Origin of the sequence: Streptomyces sp. NPDC002138 (assembly GCF_040296485.1) — a bacterium.
Lineage (GTDB): Bacteria > Actinomycetota > Actinomycetes > Streptomycetales > Streptomycetaceae > Streptomyces.
In genome coordinates this window covers 76,869-93,884 of sequence record NZ_JBEOXE010000027.1, presented here as the reverse complement: position 1 = coordinate 93,884, position 17,016 = coordinate 76,869, and the positions used below count along the sequence as shown (strand labels likewise).

The following is a 17,016-nucleotide window of genomic DNA, read 5'->3' as shown; positions in this document are numbered from 1 at the left end:
GCTTCTGGGTGCGGGCTTCTGGGTGCGGGCGCGCGGGGGGTGCGCGAGGATGGATCGAGTCCGTCCCGGCCCTGGGAGGCTGCCGTGTGGTTACGGAACCTGCGCATACCCCTGGCCCTGGTGCTGGGCGTGCTGTGGTGGTGGGCGGTGCTGCGGCTCGCGCTGGAGCCCGCGGCCGCCGGGCCGGTCGAGGGGGCGGTGACCGTGGGCGGCTGGGGGCTGGGGCTCCTGCCGGTGCACTGCGCCCGCCGCGGAGCCGTTACCAGGGCATCGCGACGCCGCCGTTCGGCCGCAGGATCTGACCCGTCATGAACGACGAGGCGTCCGAGGCGAGGAAGAGCACCGCCTGGGCGATGTCCTGCGGCTCGCCGACCCGGCGCAGCGGGGACATCCGGATCATCGCGGCCTCCGTCTGCTCCTGGACCTCCGGGCCGTGGCGGCCGGTCATCGGGGTACGGATCCACCCGGGCGCGACCGCGTTGACCCGGATGCCGTGCGGGCCCGCCTCGGTCGCCAGGGTCTTGGTCAGCTGGACGACGGCGGTCTTGGCCGCGCTGTAGCAGAGCAGGCCGGGCTGGGCGGCGTCCATGGCGCCGGAGGCCATGGTGATGATCGACCCGGGGCGGCCGGCCGCGATCAGGGCCCGGGCCGACTCCTGGCAGGTGAAGAGGATCCCCTTGAAGTTCACGCTCATCACCCGGTCGAGATCCTCCTCACGGGTCTCCAGCACGGTGCTGGTGTGCATGATCCCGGCCACGGCCGCGGTGATGTCGGGCGGGCCCCCCGCCTCGACCGCGGCCCTCAGGGCGGCGCGGTCGGTGACATCCAGGACGTGGACGCCGGCGACGCCCCCGGCCTTGGCGACGAGGGCGGCCGTCTCGGCGAGCCCCGTCGCGTCGAGGTCCACGCAGCGCACGGCGGCGCCCGCCTCGGCGAGGAGCACGGCGGTGGCGCGGCCGATGCCGCTGGCGGCTCCGGTGATCAGAGCGGTGCGGCCGGTGAGGTCGTAGGCGGCCTGCGGCGCGGGGCGGGCCGCGGCGGCGGCCGGGGCGGGCACGGGTATGGCGTCGGGGCCGGTGCCGGGGCCGGTGCCGGGGCCGGGGGTGACGGCGGGTGCGGGGCTGGGTAGGGACATGCCGGGACCGTACGACCGAATCTGACGGAGCGTCAACTACCGTACGGGGCCGGATTGGCAGCGCGGGCACCAGTAGGTGGGGCGGTCGTCCTGCGACGCCTTGCGGACCGGGGTGCCGCAGCGCAGGCAGGGGCGGCGGGCGCGCCCGTACACGAAGAGGTCCTGGCCGCGCCGGAGGCTGCCGGTGGTGTTGCGGTGGCGGTCCTTGTTGGCGTCCAGCAGGCGGTGGGCGGCGGCGGCCAGCCGCGGGACGGTGCGCTCCGGGTCGGTGAGGGCGCCGACCGGGGTCCAGGGGGTCACCTGGGCCAGGAAGCACAGCTCGGCCTTGTAGATGTTGCCGATCCCGGCGAGGTTGCGCTGGTCGAGCAGGGCCTCGCCGAGCGGGCGGTCCGGGTCGGCGAGCAGATTGCGGGCCGCGAGCTCGGGGTCCCAGTCCGGGCCCAGCAGGTCGGGGCCGAGGTGGCCGACGACGCGGTGCTCGTCAGCGGTGCGGAGCAGTTCCAGTACCGGCAGGCGGTAGCCGACGGCCGTGTGGTCCGCGGTGGCGAGGACGGCCCGGATCTCGTACGCGGGACCGCCCCGCCAGGGGGCGCCGGCGCCGAAGACGTTCCAGGCGCCGTCCATGCGCAGGTGGCTGTGCAGGGTGAGCCCGTCCTCGACGCGGTGCAGGAGGTGCTTGCCGCGCGGGACGACTTCGAGGGTGGCGCGGCCGGTGAGGTCGACGGTGGCCAGGCGCGGGACGCGCAGGTCGCTGCGGACCAGTTCACGGCCGGCCAGCGCGGCGTGCAGACGGGCGGCCGCGCGCCAGATGCTGTCACCTTCGGGCATGGGGCCATTGTGGCCCCCTGCCCGAAGGCGCGCCGTGCGTCGCGCGCGGCCGTGCGTCGCTCGTGGTGATCGCTACGCCCGGCCGTGCGTCATGTCCGGACCGGTACTACTTCCAGATGAGGCCCTTGCCCAGGGTGAACGGGTCGCCCCAGTACTCGGCCGAGGCGACCTTCGCCCCGGCCGGGGCCAGCGCGACGGCGCAGCCCGGAGCGGTCTGTCCGTTGACGAAGCCCTTGGGCAGCGAGTCGTTGGGGCACTTCTCGAACTTGCCGATGACCATGAGCTCCTGGGCCTCGCTGTCGTCGCCGAGGTGGCCCTTGACGTGGTTGACCGAGGTGAAGGACAGATCGGTGCTGCCGACGTTCTTGACCTGGTAGCGGATGTAGTACGGAACCATCCCCTTCACCTTGTCGCCGAGCTTGAACGGGGCGAGGTCCTCCGGCTGGCCCTTCTCGATGGCCGTGACGGCGAGGGCGATGGTGCCCTTGGTGCTGCCGGACGTGAACGGGAACTGTGCCTGCTCACCGATCTTGAACTGCTGGCCGGCCTTCGCCGTGCCCGCGGCGCCGCCCGCGGCGGGTGCGCTCGCGGCGGCGGAGGCGGAGGAGCTGGGCGCGCCGCTGGAGTAGGGATCCGCGGACGAGGACGCCTGGGTGGAGGGCGAGGCGGTCTTCGCCGGGGCCGTCTCCTCGTTGCCGCTCTTGCAGCCGCTCAGGGCGAGGACGGCGGCTACCGCAACTCCCGTGGTGGCAAGGATGGTTCTACGCGTACCGAAAACGCTCACTGTGGTCCCCCATGACTGTGCATCGTCAATTTGACGATCAGCGAGCATCGTAATCGGCCGCGCGGGCGGGATTGCGCCGGTCGCGTCCCAAGACCGTCTCAAGCTGGTACCAGACGTTCCGCTTTGGTTACGGGCGCAGTCGCAGCCCCCTCGGGGTGGCGTGGAAGCCCGCGGCCTCCAGACCCGGGCCCAGCTCCGAAGTCAGCGCCGGGGACGCGTTGATGCGCTCCACCGTCAGCGGCGCCACGGTCCCCGACCGGCAGGCGGAAGCCAGTACCGCCGTCGCCGCCGTCAGCCGGGGGTCGTCCACCGGAGGCCAGGCCAGCAGGGTCTTGCCGCCCCGCTCCAGATACAGCGTCAGCTCCCCGTCCACCAGCACCACCAGGGAACCGGCCTTGCGGCCCGGCTTGTGGGACGACCCGGCCGGGGGCTCCGGCCACGGCAGGGCCGCGCCGTACGCGGAGGCCGGATCGGCCGCCGCCAGCACCACCGCGGCCAGCGGGGGCGGATTGCGCTCGGCCGACCGCAGCCGGTCCACCGCGCCGTCCATCGCGAACTGGGCCGCCCCCAGCCCCTCCACCACATAGCCGCGCCGGGCCTGCCCGCTGTCCTCGAAGGCGGACAGGATCCGGTAGACCGCGCTGAAACCGCCCTCCACGCCCTCCGCGGCGACCGCGCCCCGGGTCACCACCCCGTGCCGGTCCAGCAGGGTCCGGGCCAGCGCGTGCGCCCGGTGGGTCGGATCCGCCGCGCGGGCGGGCAGCAGCGACCAGCGCCCCGCGACCGTCGGCGGCCCGGACCGCGAGACCTGCGCGCCGAGCGTGCCGTACCGCCCGCGGGGCACCGTCCGCCGGGCCCGGTGGGCGGTCGCGCCCGCCGTCCGGCCCGAGCCCAGCAGGGCGCGCAGCGGGCCCAGCGTGTCGTTCGTCAGCCGCCCCGACCACGCCAGGTCCCACAGGGCCTCGGAGAGCCGGAGGTCGCTCGCCTCGGGCAGCTGCCGGCGCACGGACTCCGCGATCTGGCGGAAGAACAGGCCGTACCCGCCGGAGAGGGCGTCCAGGACGCCCTGGTGGAGCGGGGACGGATCCAGCGGATGCGCAGGCGGGAGCAGCAGCGGGGCCGCCTCCGCGAGGTAGAGGGAGACCCAGCCGTCCTTGCCGGGCAGCGCTCCGGCGCCCGCCCAGACCACCTCGCCGCTGGTGGTCAGCTCGTCCAGCAGGGCCGGGGTGAAGCCGCTGACCCGCGACGGCAGGATCAGCCGCTCCAGCGCCGACGCCGGGACCGGGGCGCCCTGGAGCTGTTCCACCGCCCGGGCCAGGCCGTCGATGCCGCGCAGCGCGCCGCCCAGGTGCTGCCACTGCGGGAGGAAGGTGGCCAGGGCGGTCGGCGGGACCGGCTCCAGCTCCTGGCGCAGCGCGGCCAGGGAGCGGCGGCGCAGCCTGCGCAGCACGGTCGCGTCGCACCACTCCTGGCCGATGCCCGCGGGGTGGAACTCGCCCTGCACCACGCGGCCCGCCGCCGCGAGGCGTTGCAGGGCCCCGTCGGCGGTGGCCGTGCCCAGGCCGAAGCGGGCGGCGACGGCCGTCGTGGTGAACGGGCCGTGCGTACGGGCGTACCGAGCCAGGAGGTCGCCGAGCGGGTCCTTGACCGGCTCGGTGAACGCCTCGGGCACGCCCACCGGGAGCGCCGTCCCCAGCGCGTCCCGCAGCCGCCCCGCGTCCTCGATCGAGGCCCAGTGCTCGGCGCCGCCGATCCGCACCCCGATCACCCGGCGCGCCTCCGCCAGGGCCCGCGCCCAGCCCGCTTCGGCGCCCCGGTCGGCCAGCTCCGCCTCCGTGAGCGGGCCCAGCAGCCGCAGCAGGTCGGCCACCGACTCCGCGTCCCGGGCCCGCCGGTCCGGGGTCAGCCACTGCAACTCCCGCTCCAGCTCGGCCAGTACCTCCGCGTCCAGCAGCTCGCGCAGCTCCGCCTGGCCGAGCAGCTCGGCCAGCAGCCGGGAGTCCAGGGACAGGGCGGCCGCCCGGCGCTCGGCCAGCGGCGAGTCCCCCTCGTAGAGGAACTGGGCGACGTAACCGAAGAGCAGGGACCGGGCGAAGGGGGACGGCTCCGTCGTGGTGACCTCCACCAGGCGGACCCGGCGGGCCTCGATGTCGCCCATCAGCTCGGTCAGGCCCGGGACGTCGAAGACGTCCTGGAGGCATTCGCGCACCGCCTCCAGGACGATCGGGAACGAACCGAACTCGGAGGCGACCTGGAGCAGTTGGGAAGCGCGCTGGCGCTGCTGCCACAGCGGGGTGCGCTTGCCCGGATTGCGGCGCGGCAGCAGCAGGGCGCGCGCCGCGCACTCGCGGAACCGGGACGCGAACAGCGCGGACCCGCCCACCTGTTCGGTGACGATGCCCTGGATCTCGCCGTGGTCGAAGGTGACGTCGGCCGCGCCGAGGGGGGCCTTCCCGTCGTCGAAATCGAAGGCGGCCGGGGTTCCGGCCGGAGCCGGATCGTGGTCCAGCAGATCGAGCGGCTCCCCGCCCAGGCCCAGCAGGTCGGCGTCCGGCAGCCGCAGCACGATCCCGTCGTCGGCATGCATGACCTGCGCGTCCATGCCGTACCGCTCGGCGAGGCGGGCGCCCAGCGCGAGCGCCCACGGCGCGTGCACCTGGGCGCCGAAGGGGGAGTGGACCACCACCCGCCAGTCGCCCAGCTCGTCGCGGAACCGCTCGACCACGATGGTCCGGTCGTCCGGCACGTGACCGCACGCCTCGCGCTGCTCGGCCAGGTACGTCAGGACGTTCTCCGCGGCCCAGGCGTCCAGCCCGGCGGCCAGCAGCCGCAGCCGCCCGTCCTCCTCGGACAGGGCCCCGATCTCGCGGGCGAACGCGCCCACGGCGCGGCCCAGCTCCAGCGGGCGGCCCAGCTGGTCGCCCTTCCAGAACGGCAGCCGCCCGGGCACGCCCGGCGCCGGGGTGACCAGCACCCGGTCCCGGGTGATGTCCTCGATCCGCCACGAGGTGGTGCCCAGGGTGAACACATCGCCCACCCGGGACTCGTAGACCATCTCCTCGTCCAGCTCGCCGACCCGGCCGCCGCCCTTCTTCGGGTCCGAGCCCACCAGGAAGACGCCGAACAGGCCGCGGTCGGGGATCGTGCCGCCCGAGGTGACCGCGAGGCGCTGGGCCCCCGGCCGGCCCGTGACCGTACCCGCCACGCGGTCCCACACCACGCGCGGGCGCAGCTCCGCGAACGCGTCCGACGGATAGCGCCCGGCCAGCATGTCCAGCACCGCGGTGAACGCCGACTCGGGCAGCGCCGCGAAGGACGCGGCGCGCCGCACCAGGGCCAGCAGGTCGTCCACCTGCCAGGTGTCCATGGAGGTCATCGCGACGAGCTGCTGCGCCAGCACGTCCAGCGGATTGGCCGGGACCCGCAGGGACTCGATGGACCCGCTGCGCATCCGCTCGGTGACCACCGCCGCCTGCACCAGGTCGCCGCGGTACTTGGGGAACACCACGCCCGTGGAGACCGCGCCCACCTGGTGCCCGGCCCGGCCCACGCGCTGGAGCCCCGAGGCCACGGACGGCGGCGACTCCACCTGCACCACCAGGTCCACCGCGCCCATGTCGATGCCCAGTTCGAGGCTGGAGGTGGCGACGACGGCGGGCAGCCGCCCCGCCTTCAGGTCCTCCTCGACCAGCGCCCGCTGCTCCTTGGACACCGAACCGTGGTGGGCGCGGGCCATCAGCGGCGGGGCGCCCTGCGCGGCGCCCGACTGGGCCATGATCTCGGCGGGGGGAGCGCCCGAGGGCAGGGGTTCGCCCATCGCCCGCTCGTACGCGATCTCGTTGAGCCGGTTGCACAGCCGCTCCGCGAGCCGCCGCGAGTTGGCGAACACGATCGTCGAGCGGTGGGCCTGCACCAGGTCCGCGATCCGCTCCTCCACATGGGGCCAGATCGACGGCTTGTCCCCGCCCTCCTTGCCCTCGGTGGCCGGTGAGCCGCCCAACTCGCCCATGTCCTGGACCGGGACGACCACCGACAGGTCGAACTCCTTGGTGGAGGGCGGCTGGACGATCTCCACCTTGCCGCGCGGCGCCAGATAGCGGGCCACCTCGTCCACCGGCCGCACCGTCGCCGACAGCCCGATCCGGCGCGCCGGGCGGGGCAGCAGCTCGTCGAGCCGCTCCAGGGACAGGGCCAGATGGGCGCCGCGCTTGGTCGCGGCCACCGCGTGCACCTCGTCGAGGATGACCGTCTCGATCCCCGTCAGGGCCTCGCGGGCGGCCGAGGTCAGCATCAGGAACAGGGACTCGGGGGTGGTGATGAGGATGTCCGGCGGCCGCGTCGCCAGCGCCCGGCGCTCGGCGGGCGGGGTGTCGCCGGAGCGGATCCCGACCCGGATGTCGGGCTCGGGCAGCCCCAGGCGCAGGGATTCCTGCCGGATGCCGGTCAGCGGGCTGCGCAGATTGCGCTCGACGTCCACCGCGAGGGCCTTCAGCGGCGATACGTACAGCACCCGGCAGCGCTTCTTCGGCTCGGCGGGCGGGGGTACGGCCGCCAGCCGGTCCAGCGCGGCGAGGAACGCGGCGAGGGTCTTGCCGGAGCCGGTGGGCGCCACCACGAGGACGTCCGAGCCCTGCCCGATGGCCCGCCAGGCGCCCTCCTGCGCGGCGGTGGGCGTACGGAAGGCCCCCGTGAACCAGGAGCGGGTCGCGGGGGAGAACGAATCGAGCGCGGAGCCTGCCATGCCCCCATCGTGCACCCCGCCACTGACAACGGCCCGGACCTGCGCGAACGCGCCCGGCGCCGGGGGCGCAGAATGGAGGGATGGCGGCGGCGGAGGGTGCGGGACGAGGCGCGCGCGGGACCGGCGAGTGGGCCCGGCACTGGCAGTACGCCGAGCTGCCCGGCCTCGATCTGCTGCGCGCCCACTACGTGCGCCACACCTTCCCGCGGCACGCCCACGACGGGTACGTCATCGCGGCCGTCACCGGCGGGGTCGAGGAGATAGGGCTGCCGGGCGGAGTGGTGCGCGCGGGGCCCGGCAGCGTGGTCCTGATCAACCCCGAGGTCCCGCACTCCGCGCGCGCCGGGGTCCCCGAGGGCTGGGCCTACGCCACCCTGTACCCCACGCGGGAACTGATCGCGGAGGTGGCCGCGGAGACCGGGGCCCCGGGCGGCACCCCCGGGTTCACCCCGGACATGGTCATCGATCCGCAGGCCGCGCGCATGATCACCGAGGTCCACCGGGCCGCCGAGGCGGGCAACCCGCTGGCCGCCGACACCCTGCTGCGGGGCGTGGTGGCGCGGATGCTGCAACGGCACGCGGCCCCGCTGCCCGCCCGCGGGGCCACCGCCGCGGGCCCCTCCGACGCCGAGCGGGCCAGGGACGTACTCGAGGCGCGGATGTGCGAGCCGCCGTCCCTGGAGCAGCTCGCGGCCTCGCTCGGCACCAGCCCCTTCGCGCTGCTCCGGGCCTTCCGCGAGCGGTACGGGATGCCGCCGCACACCTGGCTGACGGACGCCCGGGTACGGCGGGCCCGGGTGCTGCTGGAGGCGGGCACGCCCCCCGCGGAGGCGGCCCTCGCGGTCGGCTTCACCGACCAGCCGCACCTGAACCGGCACTTCACCCGGATCGTGGGGGTGCCCCCGGGGGCGTACCGCAGGGGCCGAACCGGCGCCTCTTGACCGGTAGCTTCGCGGCCTCGGCGCCGAGGTGGTGGCCCAGCGCCCGGTACGCGTCGAACTGGGCGTGGTCGAACCACTGGTCGAAGGTGCTCTGCCGGGGGAACACCTTCTCCTTGAGGGCGTAGGCCAGCAGCTCGTACGGCATGTCCGGGGTCAGGCTCGCCTTCGCGAAGACGAGCGTGGCGAACCGTGACGGCTTGCGGCGCCCGGGGAAGGCGACCGGCTCCGGGTACTCGATGACCCCGCGCACGACGCAGTCCGCCGAGAAGCGGGTGTTGAGTGCGGCCATCGGCTCCGTCGGCTCGACCTTCGCGGCGCTGCCCGGCACCAGCCGCAGCACCTCCGGCTGGTCGAAGGTGATCCGGACGCCCAGGTCCTCGTAAGCGAGGGTGACGGCCTCGGCGAGGGTGGTGGCCAGCGGCGGGGAGTCGGCGCTGGAATCGATCACGTACACCGTCTCGCAGCGCAGCCGCAGCAGCTCCACCAGCCCCAGGTTGTCGAAGTGCCCGCCGTCGGTGCACAGCACCATGGGGCTGGTGTCGGAATAGCGCCCGGCCAGCTCCTGGAGCTGGTAGCGCAGCCGCCGGACCCAGGGCAGCCGGGGCATCGTCCAGTCCGGTCGGTGGCGGGCCACCTCGGCGAGGTACGTCGGATTGGGCACCCAGGTGCCCAGGCGCAGGTTGGACAGGGCGAGCAGGCGCTGGACGGAACTGCCCTGACTGCCCATCGCCGAGGCGAACGCGGCCCCCGACACGGCCACCGCGGACTGCACGGTGAGGTCGCGCCGGATCAGAGGATGCGCGGTCGCCTCCATCGTGGCCGTGCGCACCCATCCGGTGTCCGGGCCGCCCACCCAGTCGTGGGAGAAGGTGAACGGCACCGCCGGGCGCCCGGGCGCGGTCCGGTTGCGCAGCGACATGGCCGCGGAAGCGGCGAAGATGACCTGGGGGAAGCCCTCGGCCCGCTTGCCGTAGGCGCTGAGCCGGGTGGACTCGGCGTTGTAGTCGTACGGAAGGGCACCCACCGAGCCGTCGCTCAGTACGGCCCGGCGCACCGCGAAGGCGCCCGCCAACCGCTGCCGGTAGAAGGGGTGCAGGCTGAAGGTGGTCTGGTCGACGAGGATCGCGGCCAGCAGCAGGGCGAGCGGGAGGCCCAGGCGCCACGCCGCGGGCCAGCCGTGCGCCGACACCGCCGACCAGGACAGCAGCGCGAGACCGAAGAAGGCGAGCAGGAGCAGCACCAGCCAGACGACGGCGGTCGTGAGCGGGCCGCCACCGATCCGGGTCATGACCGACGTGGCGGAGCCCGCGAACGGCCCGGCGCCCTCGCCGCTCGGCTTCAGCTTCTTCACCCGGCCGCTCAGGGCGGTGAAGACCCCGCCGACCGCGGTGGCGGCGGCCGTGAGCGCGCCCAGGATCGAGATGCCCCGGGGGCCATCGGGCAGGACGTCCGTCCGGTGGGACAGCCACGCGAAGAACCAGAACACGGCGGGCAGCACCACGGTGAGCAGGGACATCGCCGCCGCCAGCGCGATGAAGCCGCGCACGGTGGTGCGGACCCAGGCGGGCCGGGACTTGCCGCTGTGCGCCCGGAACAGGGAGGCCACCACGGAGACGGCGGCCGCGATCCCGATCAGGGCGAGGGCCGGGGCGAGGAAGCGGGCGTGCGGCGAGAAGGCGGGGAAGGCCTCGCCGGGCCGTGGACGCAGCCGGGTGAGATCGGTCAGCGGGACCGCCTCGTAGTAGCCGCCGAGACAGACCCCGGCGACCACGAACGCCAGCCCCAGCAGCCCCAGCGAGACCCCCAGGCCCCGCAGGATCACGCCCGCGGCCAGCAGTTTCTCGCGCGGGCTGTCCGCGAGGTACTTGGCGTGACGCCGGATGTGGTCCTCTTCCGGGCTGCCGGGCGCGAAGGCGTCCCGCGCCGTGGCGAGCCCGGCCCGGGCGAGCGGCGCGCCGCCGGCCCCGGGGTCCCTGGGCTGCTCGCGCGTCAGCGCCAGCTGGAAGGCCCCCGCCATGTAGCCCCCGCCGGACACGGAGACCAGATAGCGCGCCCTGCCCAGCACCCCGCCCTCCCGCAGGGCCTGCAGCGCGCCCAGGGTGACGGCGGCGGAGCGGATCCCGCCGCCGGACACGCAGACGCCCACGCTCGCCGGTTCCCGGCCGGGCGGCTGGTAGGCGCGGGTGCGCCAGCGCGCCCGGGAGCTGTCCGGCGGCGCCTCGGGCAGTGCGGGGTCGGACCACTCGCGCACCGCCGTGCTCGCGTGCGGTGCGACGGGGGCCGCGATGATGTCCGGGTCGGCCCACCGCTCGGAGCCGTCGGCGAGGCGGTGGGCGTGCTGGACGCGGGCCGGCTCCTCGCACGGCGGCGCGTTCGCGACCCGGACCCGGTGCAGGACGGCGCGGGCGATCAGGGTGACGAGGATCCACACCGCCGCGCCCGCCAGGGGAAGGGCGATCGACCACTTCAGCAGGGAGCACCACGCGGCCGCCGCCCAGTCACGGTCCGCGCCGGTGGCGAGCCGGTCGAGGGCGCGGTACTCGAAGAGGTTCTCGCCGAGGTCCGCCACGGCCATGACGAGGGTGGCGGCCAGGGCGCGGACCGCGTACCGCCGGGACATCTGGCGGAACAGGAAGCAGCTGCCGAGCCCGAAGACGCCGAGCAGGGCGAGGGTGTATCCGGGGATGAAGAAGGCGGTGTCGAGCCGCAGGGCCGTGTACTGGGCCTGCAGCCGGTCCCCGTGGGCAGGGCACCACAGGGACTGGCCGCGGAGGATCCGGCAGGCGGCCTCCCGGCCCCCCGCGAGTTGCAGAGCCACCTCGCCCGGCACGTTCCGGGGGTGCAGGGTGGCGTACTGCGCGAGCAGGGCGGCGGCGGCGATCAGGGCGGCGAAGGACAGGGCCGGAGCCCATCGGGCATGAGAAGGACGCTCAACCGGCAGCAAGCGAACACGCTTCATGTGCTCACCGTAGCGAGATGATCACTTGTGGTGCGGGTGCGTCTCCGTGTCGGACCGGACCGGCGCAAGAACGTACAAGACCCGCCGACGGGCGCGCGCATAACGTCGCGGGGTGAGAGAGCAGCGAACAGTGGAACGGACCGGCCCGGCACACGGCCCGGGCGAGCCGGGCGACCCGAGCGACGTCGGCGGCGCCGACGACCGGGCCGGGCGCCGGGGCGTCGTGCGGGACGCGCTGGGCGTCGGCGTGGCGGTCGGGCTGTCCGGCTTCGCCTTCGGCGTGACCGCCGCCGGAGCCGGGATCAGCACCGCGCAGGCCTGCGTGCTGAGCCTGCTCGTCTTCACGGGTGCCTCCCAGTTCGCGCTGGTCGGGGCACTGGCCGCGGGCGGCAACCCGTTCACGGCCGCCGCGGGCGCCTTCTTCCTCGGGACCCGGAACGCCTTCTACGGCCTGCGGCTCTCCCCGCTGCTCGGCCTGCCCCGCGCGGTGCGCCCGCTCGCCGCGCACTGGGTCATCGACGAGACCACCGCCGTCGCGCTGGCGCAGCGCGGCCGGGCCCACGCCCGCCTCGGGTTCACCGTCACCGGGCTCACCCTCTACCTGCTGTGGAACCTCACCACCCTGCTGGGGTCGCTGGGGGCCGAGGCCATCGGTGACACCGCCGCCTGGGGCCTGGACGCGGCCGGGCCCGCCGTCTTCCTCGCGCTGCTCGCCCCGATGCTGCGCACCACGACCGAGCGGGCCGTGGCCCTGCTCGCCCTGGTGCTGGGGCTCGGGTTCCTGCCCGTGCTGCCTGCCGGGGTGCCGGTGCTCGTGGCCGCGCTCGCCGCACCGGCCGTGCTCTTCTTCAGCGGCCGTCGCACGAAGGGACCCCGCCCGTGAACGTCTGGATCGCCATCGGCCTCACCGTGCTCGGGTGCTACGCCGTCAAGCTCGCCGGGCTCCTCGTCCCGGCCGGGGTGCTGGAGCGGCCCGTGGTGCGGCGGCTCTCCGCCCTGCTGCCGGTCGCCCTGCTGGCCGCGCTCACCGCGCAGCAGACCTTCAGCACCGGCTCCGCGCTGGTGGTCGACGCCCGCGCCGCCGGGCTGGTGGCCGCCGGTGCCGCCCTGCTGCTGCGGGCCCCGTTCCTGGTGGTCATCGCCGTCGCCGTCGCCGTCACGGCGGGGGTACGGGCGCTGGGCGGCTAGCGACGCCGGTCAGCGGGCGCCCGTACGCCCTCAGGGTCAGCAGTGCCTCCAGCGTCGCGATCGGGCGCCGCTCCAGGGCGCTGCCCGGGGCCCACGCCCGGCGGCGCACCGGCCAGCCGCCGTCCTCCTGCTGTTCGGCGGCGAGGAAGTCCAGGGAGCGCGCGGTCTCCTCGTCGGTGAACCAGCCGCGCGCCAGCGACTCGGGGCGGCGGGCGAAGTCGTGCGGGAAGAGGTGCTCGCCGGGGGCGTAGCCGGGGCCCACCGGGAACTCGGCGCGGCGCCCGGGATCGAGCACGGCCAGGCCCTGCTCGCGCACCAGCCGCCCCAGCCGGTCGGCGGCCGCCGCGGCCCTCGGCCGGTCCGGGCTGCCGTCCAGGAACGCGACGGCGCCCTGGACCTCGTACGGATGCGACCTGCGCAGGGTCTCGACCCGGTCCCAGCAGAAGTCCGTGGCCCGGAACAGCCAGGCGTGCCAGACCCGGTTGCGGTGGAGCAGCCCCACCACGGGGCCGGTGATCTCCAGCTCGCCCGGCGGATCGTCCTGGACGGGGTGGTAGGGCGCCGCCGGATAGGTGCGCGGGGAGGGGACCGCCACCGGAAGGGCGCCGTCCGCCGTGGAGACCCCCGTCAGGTGGCGGCACAGCTGCTCGATCCGCCGCCCCGAGCAGCGGCCCAGGCTGTCGAGCACGCGCAGGGCGTGCACGCTGTGCAGCGGCTGGCTGAGCGGGCCGCGCAGGTCCGGGTCGAGCGCGTGCCCGTAACCGCCGTCGCCGTTCAGGTAGGAGCCGAGGGCGGTGTCCACCGCGTCGGCGTCGGCGCCGAGGAAATGGAACGCGAACCGCCGCTGCTCCAGCACCCGCGCCGTGAGCCAGATGAACCGCTCGGCGCGGGCGAGCGGCGCCGCTGCTTCGTCTCCTGCCATGGCCATGGGGGAACCGTAGGGCGGCCGGGGCGGCGCGGGCGGCGGGAACGCCCCGGGTGCACTCTCCCGGGGCGGGATAATGGACTCATGCGGTTGACGATTTTCTGGGAACGGATGGCGGAGCACTTCGGAGCGGGCTACGCGGAGTCCTTCGCGCGCGATCACGTGATGGCCGAGCTGGGCGGGCGCACCGTGAGCGAGGCGCTGGACGCGGGCTGGGAGACCAAGGACGTGTGGCGCGCGGTCTGTGCGGCGATGGACGTGCCGGCGACGCTGCGCTGAGCCGCGGGGGACCGCGGAGTCGTACCGGCGACCACGGCGCCGAGGGGTCCGCGCCACGGTCGGCCGTACGGGAGACTTGTCCGTGTGGCAGCCACTGACCAGTTCGACCCCGCCCCGGCCGACCCGATGGATCCGGCCGGTCCGACCGCGCCGACCGGGCGGGCCGCCGACGGGCCGCCCGCCGGGTGGCCGCCGCCCTCCGGGGGAGGCGTGCGCGAGCGGATGCCGCCCTGGCTGGCGCGCGCGGTGGTCCTCGTCCTCGCCCTCGTCGCCTGCTTCCAGCTCGGCAGCTGGGCCTTCCACCAGCTGATCGGGCTGCTCGTCAACATCCTGATCGCGTTCTTCCTCGCGCTCGCGGTCGAACCGGCCGTGGCCCGGATGGCGGCCCGCGGGATGCGGCGCGGGCTGGCCACCTTCCTGGTCTTCCTCGGCGTGTTCGCCGCGACCGCCGGGTTCGTGGTGCTGCTCGGCTCGATGCTCGCCGGGCAGATCGTCGACATGGTGGAGGGCTTCCCCGCCACCCTCGACTCGGTGATCGGCTCGATCAACCGCACCTTCCACACCGACCTGTCCCGGCTGGACATCCAGGACAGCGTGCTGCACTCGGACTGGCTGCAGAAGTACGTGCAGAACAGCGCGTCCGGTGTGCTGGACGTCTCCGCCACGGTGCTCGGCGGGCTCTTCCGGCTGCTGACGGTCGGGCTGTTCGCCTTCTACTTCGCCGCCGACGGGCCGCGGCTGCGGCGCGCGCTGTGCTCCGTACTGCCGCCGGCCAAGCAGTCGGAGGTGCTGCGCGCCTGGGAGATCGCCGTCGCCAAGACCGGCGGGTACCTCTACTCGCGCGGGCTGATGGCGCTGGTCTCCGGGATCGCGCACTACGTCGTGTTCGTGGTGCTCGGGGTGCCGTACGCGCCCGCGCTCGCGGTGTGGGTGGGGCTGGTCTCCCAGTTCATCCCCACCATCGGCACCTATCTGGCGGGCGCGCTGCCGATGCTGCTCGCCTTCACGGTCCAGCCCTGGTACGCGCTGTACGTCCTCGGGTTCGTGGTGGTCTACCAGCAGTTCGAGAACTACGTGCTCCAGCCGAAGCTGACCGCGAAGACGGTCGACATCCACCCCGCGGTGGCCTTCGGCTCGGTCATCGCGGGGACGGCCCTGCTGGGCGCGGTCGGTGCACTGATCGCGATCCCGGCGGTCGCGACCCTGCAGGCCTTCCTCGGAGCGTACGTACGGCGGTACGCGGTGGTCCACGACGAGACCGGCGAGACCGACGAGGAGAGCGGGGGCGGCCCCGGCGGGGAGCCGGGCTCCGTCGTCAGGAGGCCGGTGCCCCGGGCTGCTGCTGCCTGGTCGCGGCGAGTACGGCGTCCACGGCCTCGGTGACGTTCGCCTCGGCGGCGGCCTTGCTGACGCCGAGGTCGCTGAGCACGCCCCGGCCGTCCTCCAGCTCGAGGAGGGCGAGCAGGATGTGCTCGGTGCCGACGTAGTTGTGGCCGAGCCGCAGGGCCTCGCGGAAGGTGAGTTCCAGGGCTTTCTTGGCGTTCGCGTCGAAGGGGACGTGGCCGGACGGGTCGGGGGCCTCGGCCGCGGCGGGCGGCAGGGCGGCGGTGGCGGCGGCCCGGACGGCGGCCGGGTCGATCCCCTGGGCGCCCAGCGCGAGGGCGGCGAGCCCCTCCGGCTCGGAGAGCAGGCCGAGGACGAGGTGTTCGGTACGGATCTCGGTGCCGCCCGCCGCGTGGGCCTCGCTCTGGGACGTGACGACGACGTTGCGGGCGCGCGGGGTGAAGCGGGAGAAGCCCTGGCTCATGTCGAGGTCCCCGTCGCCCTTGGGGACGAAGCGCTTCTGCGCGGCCTGGCGGGTGACGCCCATGCTCCGGCCGATGTCGGTCCAGGAGGCGCCCGAGCGGCGCGCCTGGTCGACGAAGTGGCCGATGAGGTGGTCGGCGACGTCCCCGAGGTGCTCGGCGACGACGACCGCGCCGCTGAGCTGGTGCAGGGCGTCCGGGTGGCTCTGCTTGATGCCCGCGATGAGGTCGTCGAGGCGGACCGGGTTCGTCATGCGTGCGGGGGCCGCAGTCTCTGCGGAGCCCGCCGGAGGGTTCGTCGGGTTCGTCATGAGTGCAACCGTAGGTTGACAGTTGTGGGGTGTCAACCCTGGGTTGTCAGTCGGGTGGGAAGATTGCCCGGCGCGGGCGATGGCCGCACACTCGACGCCAAGGAGCTTGATGCGGGGGGTAGTTGTGTGGATCTTCCTCTTCGTCGCGGCGGCCGTGCCGCTGCTGGGGGCGGCCGCGTGGCGGGTCAGGGCGTACCGGGCCCTGTTCCCGCCCGTCGATCACGAGGCGCTCACGCTGTACGAGGCGGCGTACCTGCGGGGCGGCCGGCCCGCCGTCGTCGACGTGGCGCTGACCGCCCTCTGTCTGACCGGGCGGATCGAGGTGCGCCCGGAGCGGCGGCTGGCCCAGGTGGGCGCGGCGCCGGAGCGTGATCTGGTCCAGGTGGCGGCGTACGCGAGCGCGGGCGGGGCGGCCCGGGGGGAAACCGCCCCGGAGGTCAGGCGCCGGGTCGCGCTCAGTCCGCCGGTGCTGGACATCGAGGAGGCGCTGACCCGGCGCGGGCTGGCGGCCGACCGGAAGCGGGTGGGGACGCTCGGCCGGGTCAACGGCGCCGTGGGCGTCTTCGCCGTGCTCGCGGCGCTGCTCTGCATGGCGGCCCTGGTCACCGACTCGCTCACGGGGGAGGGCGACGGGCTCGCGCCGCTGATCGCGTTCCTGGTGCTGGGCGTGGTGACGGCGGGCGTCTGGCTGCTCCCGCGGCGCTTCGGGCGGATGCCCTCGGGTCACGCGACGCGGGCGGGGCTGCGGCGGCTGCGGGAGGTCAAGGAGGACCGGACCTGGCAGCCGCGGCTGGTGGCGGGGGTCCCGATCGTGGGTGCGGAGGCGGACGTACTGGCCGACGTCGCCCGCCACGGCAGGGACCGGGCCCCGGCCGCGCTGGTCCCGCTGCTGTCCGTGCCGTGGCCGCGCGTGCCCGCCGCCGCCCCGGCGTCCTCGTCGGGCTCCTCGGACTCCTCGGGCTCCTCGGACTCCGGTGGGGGGCGGGGCTCGGGCGGCTGTGGAGGAGGGTGCGGGAGTGGCTGCGGGGGCGGCTGCGGCGGGGGCTGCGGGGGGTGCGGGTGCGGATAAGGGGGCACCGTTTGAACGATCAAAAAGCGGTCGGGATAGCATATGAGCGCC

14 protein-coding genes are annotated in these 17,016 nt (G+C 74.9%); 7 read left to right on the top strand and 7 right to left on the bottom strand.

Features of this window, described 5'->3' with window-relative positions; translation table 11 throughout:
• Nucleotides 1-84: 84 nt before the first annotated feature.
• Entirely contained in the window at nucleotides 85-312 is a 228-nt protein-coding gene (locus ABT084_RS19435) for a hypothetical protein (RefSeq protein ID WP_351045181.1), read from the top strand.
• Here ABT084_RS19435 and ABT084_RS19430 read toward each other — a convergent pair.
• The 4 genes from ABT084_RS19430 to ABT084_RS19415 all read right to left on the bottom strand — a co-directional run bounded on the left by ABT084_RS19430 (nucleotide 260) and on the right by ABT084_RS19415 (nucleotide 7,488).
• Nucleotides 260-1,135, bottom strand: a complete 876-nt coding sequence (locus ABT084_RS19430) for an SDR family NAD(P)-dependent oxidoreductase (RefSeq protein WP_351045179.1) — start codon at nucleotides 1,133-1,135, stop codon at nucleotides 260-262. The two genes, ABT084_RS19435 and ABT084_RS19430, sit on opposite strands and share 53 nt — an antisense overlap.
• 36 nt (nucleotides 1,136-1,171) lie before the next feature.
• Nucleotides 1,172-1,963: an Fpg/Nei family DNA glycosylase gene (locus ABT084_RS19425; RefSeq protein ID WP_351045176.1), complete on the bottom strand. Its 792-nt coding sequence runs from the start codon at nucleotides 1,961-1,963 to the stop codon at nucleotides 1,172-1,174.
• A gap of 106 nt (nucleotides 1,964-2,069) precedes the next feature.
• Nucleotides 2,070-2,747 (bottom strand): hypothetical protein, encoded by a 678-nt coding sequence (locus tag ABT084_RS19420; protein WP_351045175.1) that lies wholly within the window; start codon nucleotides 2,745-2,747, stop codon nucleotides 2,070-2,072.
• A 127-nt stretch (nucleotides 2,748-2,874) separates the two neighbouring features.
• Nucleotides 2,875-7,488: an Lhr family ATP-dependent helicase gene (locus ABT084_RS19415; RefSeq protein WP_351045172.1), complete on the bottom strand. Its 4,614-nt coding sequence runs from the start codon at nucleotides 7,486-7,488 to the stop codon at nucleotides 2,875-2,877.
• An 80-nt stretch (nucleotides 7,489-7,568) separates the two neighbouring features.
• Here ABT084_RS19415 and ABT084_RS19410 point away from each other — a divergent pair, with 80 nt between their 5' ends.
• A complete protein-coding gene (locus tag ABT084_RS19410; RefSeq protein ID WP_351045170.1) occupies nucleotides 7,569-8,429 on the top strand; it encodes an AraC family transcriptional regulator in 861 nt (286 codons plus the stop codon).
• Here ABT084_RS19410 and ABT084_RS19405 read toward each other — a convergent pair.
• Nucleotides 8,368-11,388 (bottom strand): hypothetical protein, encoded by a 3,021-nt coding sequence (locus tag ABT084_RS19405; protein ID WP_351045168.1) that lies wholly within the window; start codon nucleotides 11,386-11,388, stop codon nucleotides 8,368-8,370. The two genes, ABT084_RS19410 and ABT084_RS19405, sit on opposite strands and share 62 nt — an antisense overlap.
• 112 nt (nucleotides 11,389-11,500) lie before the next feature.
• On the opposite strand from ABT084_RS19405, the gene ABT084_RS19400 reads away from it, so the two are divergent.
• On the top strand, nucleotides 11,501-12,271 hold the full coding sequence (locus tag ABT084_RS19400) for an AzlC family ABC transporter permease (RefSeq protein ID WP_502968973.1): 771 nt from the start codon (nucleotides 11,501-11,503) through the stop codon (nucleotides 12,269-12,271).
• On the top strand, nucleotides 12,268-12,576 hold the full coding sequence (locus ABT084_RS19395) for an AzlD domain-containing protein (RefSeq protein WP_351045165.1): 309 nt from the start codon (nucleotides 12,268-12,270) through the stop codon (nucleotides 12,574-12,576). Before ABT084_RS19400 ends, ABT084_RS19395 begins: the two co-directional genes overlap by 4 nt.
• On the opposite strand, the gene ABT084_RS19390 is transcribed toward ABT084_RS19395, so the two are convergent.
• Nucleotides 12,545-13,498: a hypothetical protein gene (locus ABT084_RS19390; RefSeq protein WP_502968975.1), complete on the bottom strand. Its 954-nt coding sequence runs from the start codon at nucleotides 13,496-13,498 to the stop codon at nucleotides 12,545-12,547. The genes ABT084_RS19395 and ABT084_RS19390 overlap by 32 nt on opposite strands.
• A gap of 87 nt (nucleotides 13,499-13,585) precedes the next feature.
• Here ABT084_RS19390 and ABT084_RS19385 point away from each other — a divergent pair, with 87 nt between their 5' ends.
• Entirely contained in the window at nucleotides 13,586-13,780 is a 195-nt protein-coding gene (locus ABT084_RS19385; RefSeq protein WP_351045160.1) for a DUF3046 domain-containing protein, read from the top strand.
• A gap of 222 nt (nucleotides 13,781-14,002) precedes the next feature.
• Nucleotides 14,003-15,163, top strand: coding sequence for an AI-2E family transporter (locus tag ABT084_RS19380; RefSeq protein ID WP_351045223.1), 1,161 nt, complete (start codon nucleotides 14,003-14,005; stop codon nucleotides 15,161-15,163).
• Here the strand turns inward: ABT084_RS19380 and ABT084_RS19375 are convergent.
• Nucleotides 15,096-15,896: a Clp protease N-terminal domain-containing protein gene (locus tag ABT084_RS19375; RefSeq protein ID WP_351045157.1), complete on the bottom strand. Its 801-nt coding sequence runs from the start codon at nucleotides 15,894-15,896 to the stop codon at nucleotides 15,096-15,098. The genes ABT084_RS19380 and ABT084_RS19375 overlap by 68 nt on opposite strands.
• 109 nt (nucleotides 15,897-16,005) lie before the next feature.
• On the opposite strand from ABT084_RS19375, the gene ABT084_RS19370 reads away from it, so the two are divergent.
• The gene (locus ABT084_RS19370) at nucleotides 16,006-16,965 is read left to right on the top strand and encodes a TIGR04222 domain-containing membrane protein (RefSeq protein ID WP_351045156.1); all 960 of its coding nucleotides are present in this window, start codon (nucleotides 16,006-16,008) and stop codon (nucleotides 16,963-16,965) included.
• Nucleotides 16,966-17,016 lie beyond the last annotated feature (51 nt).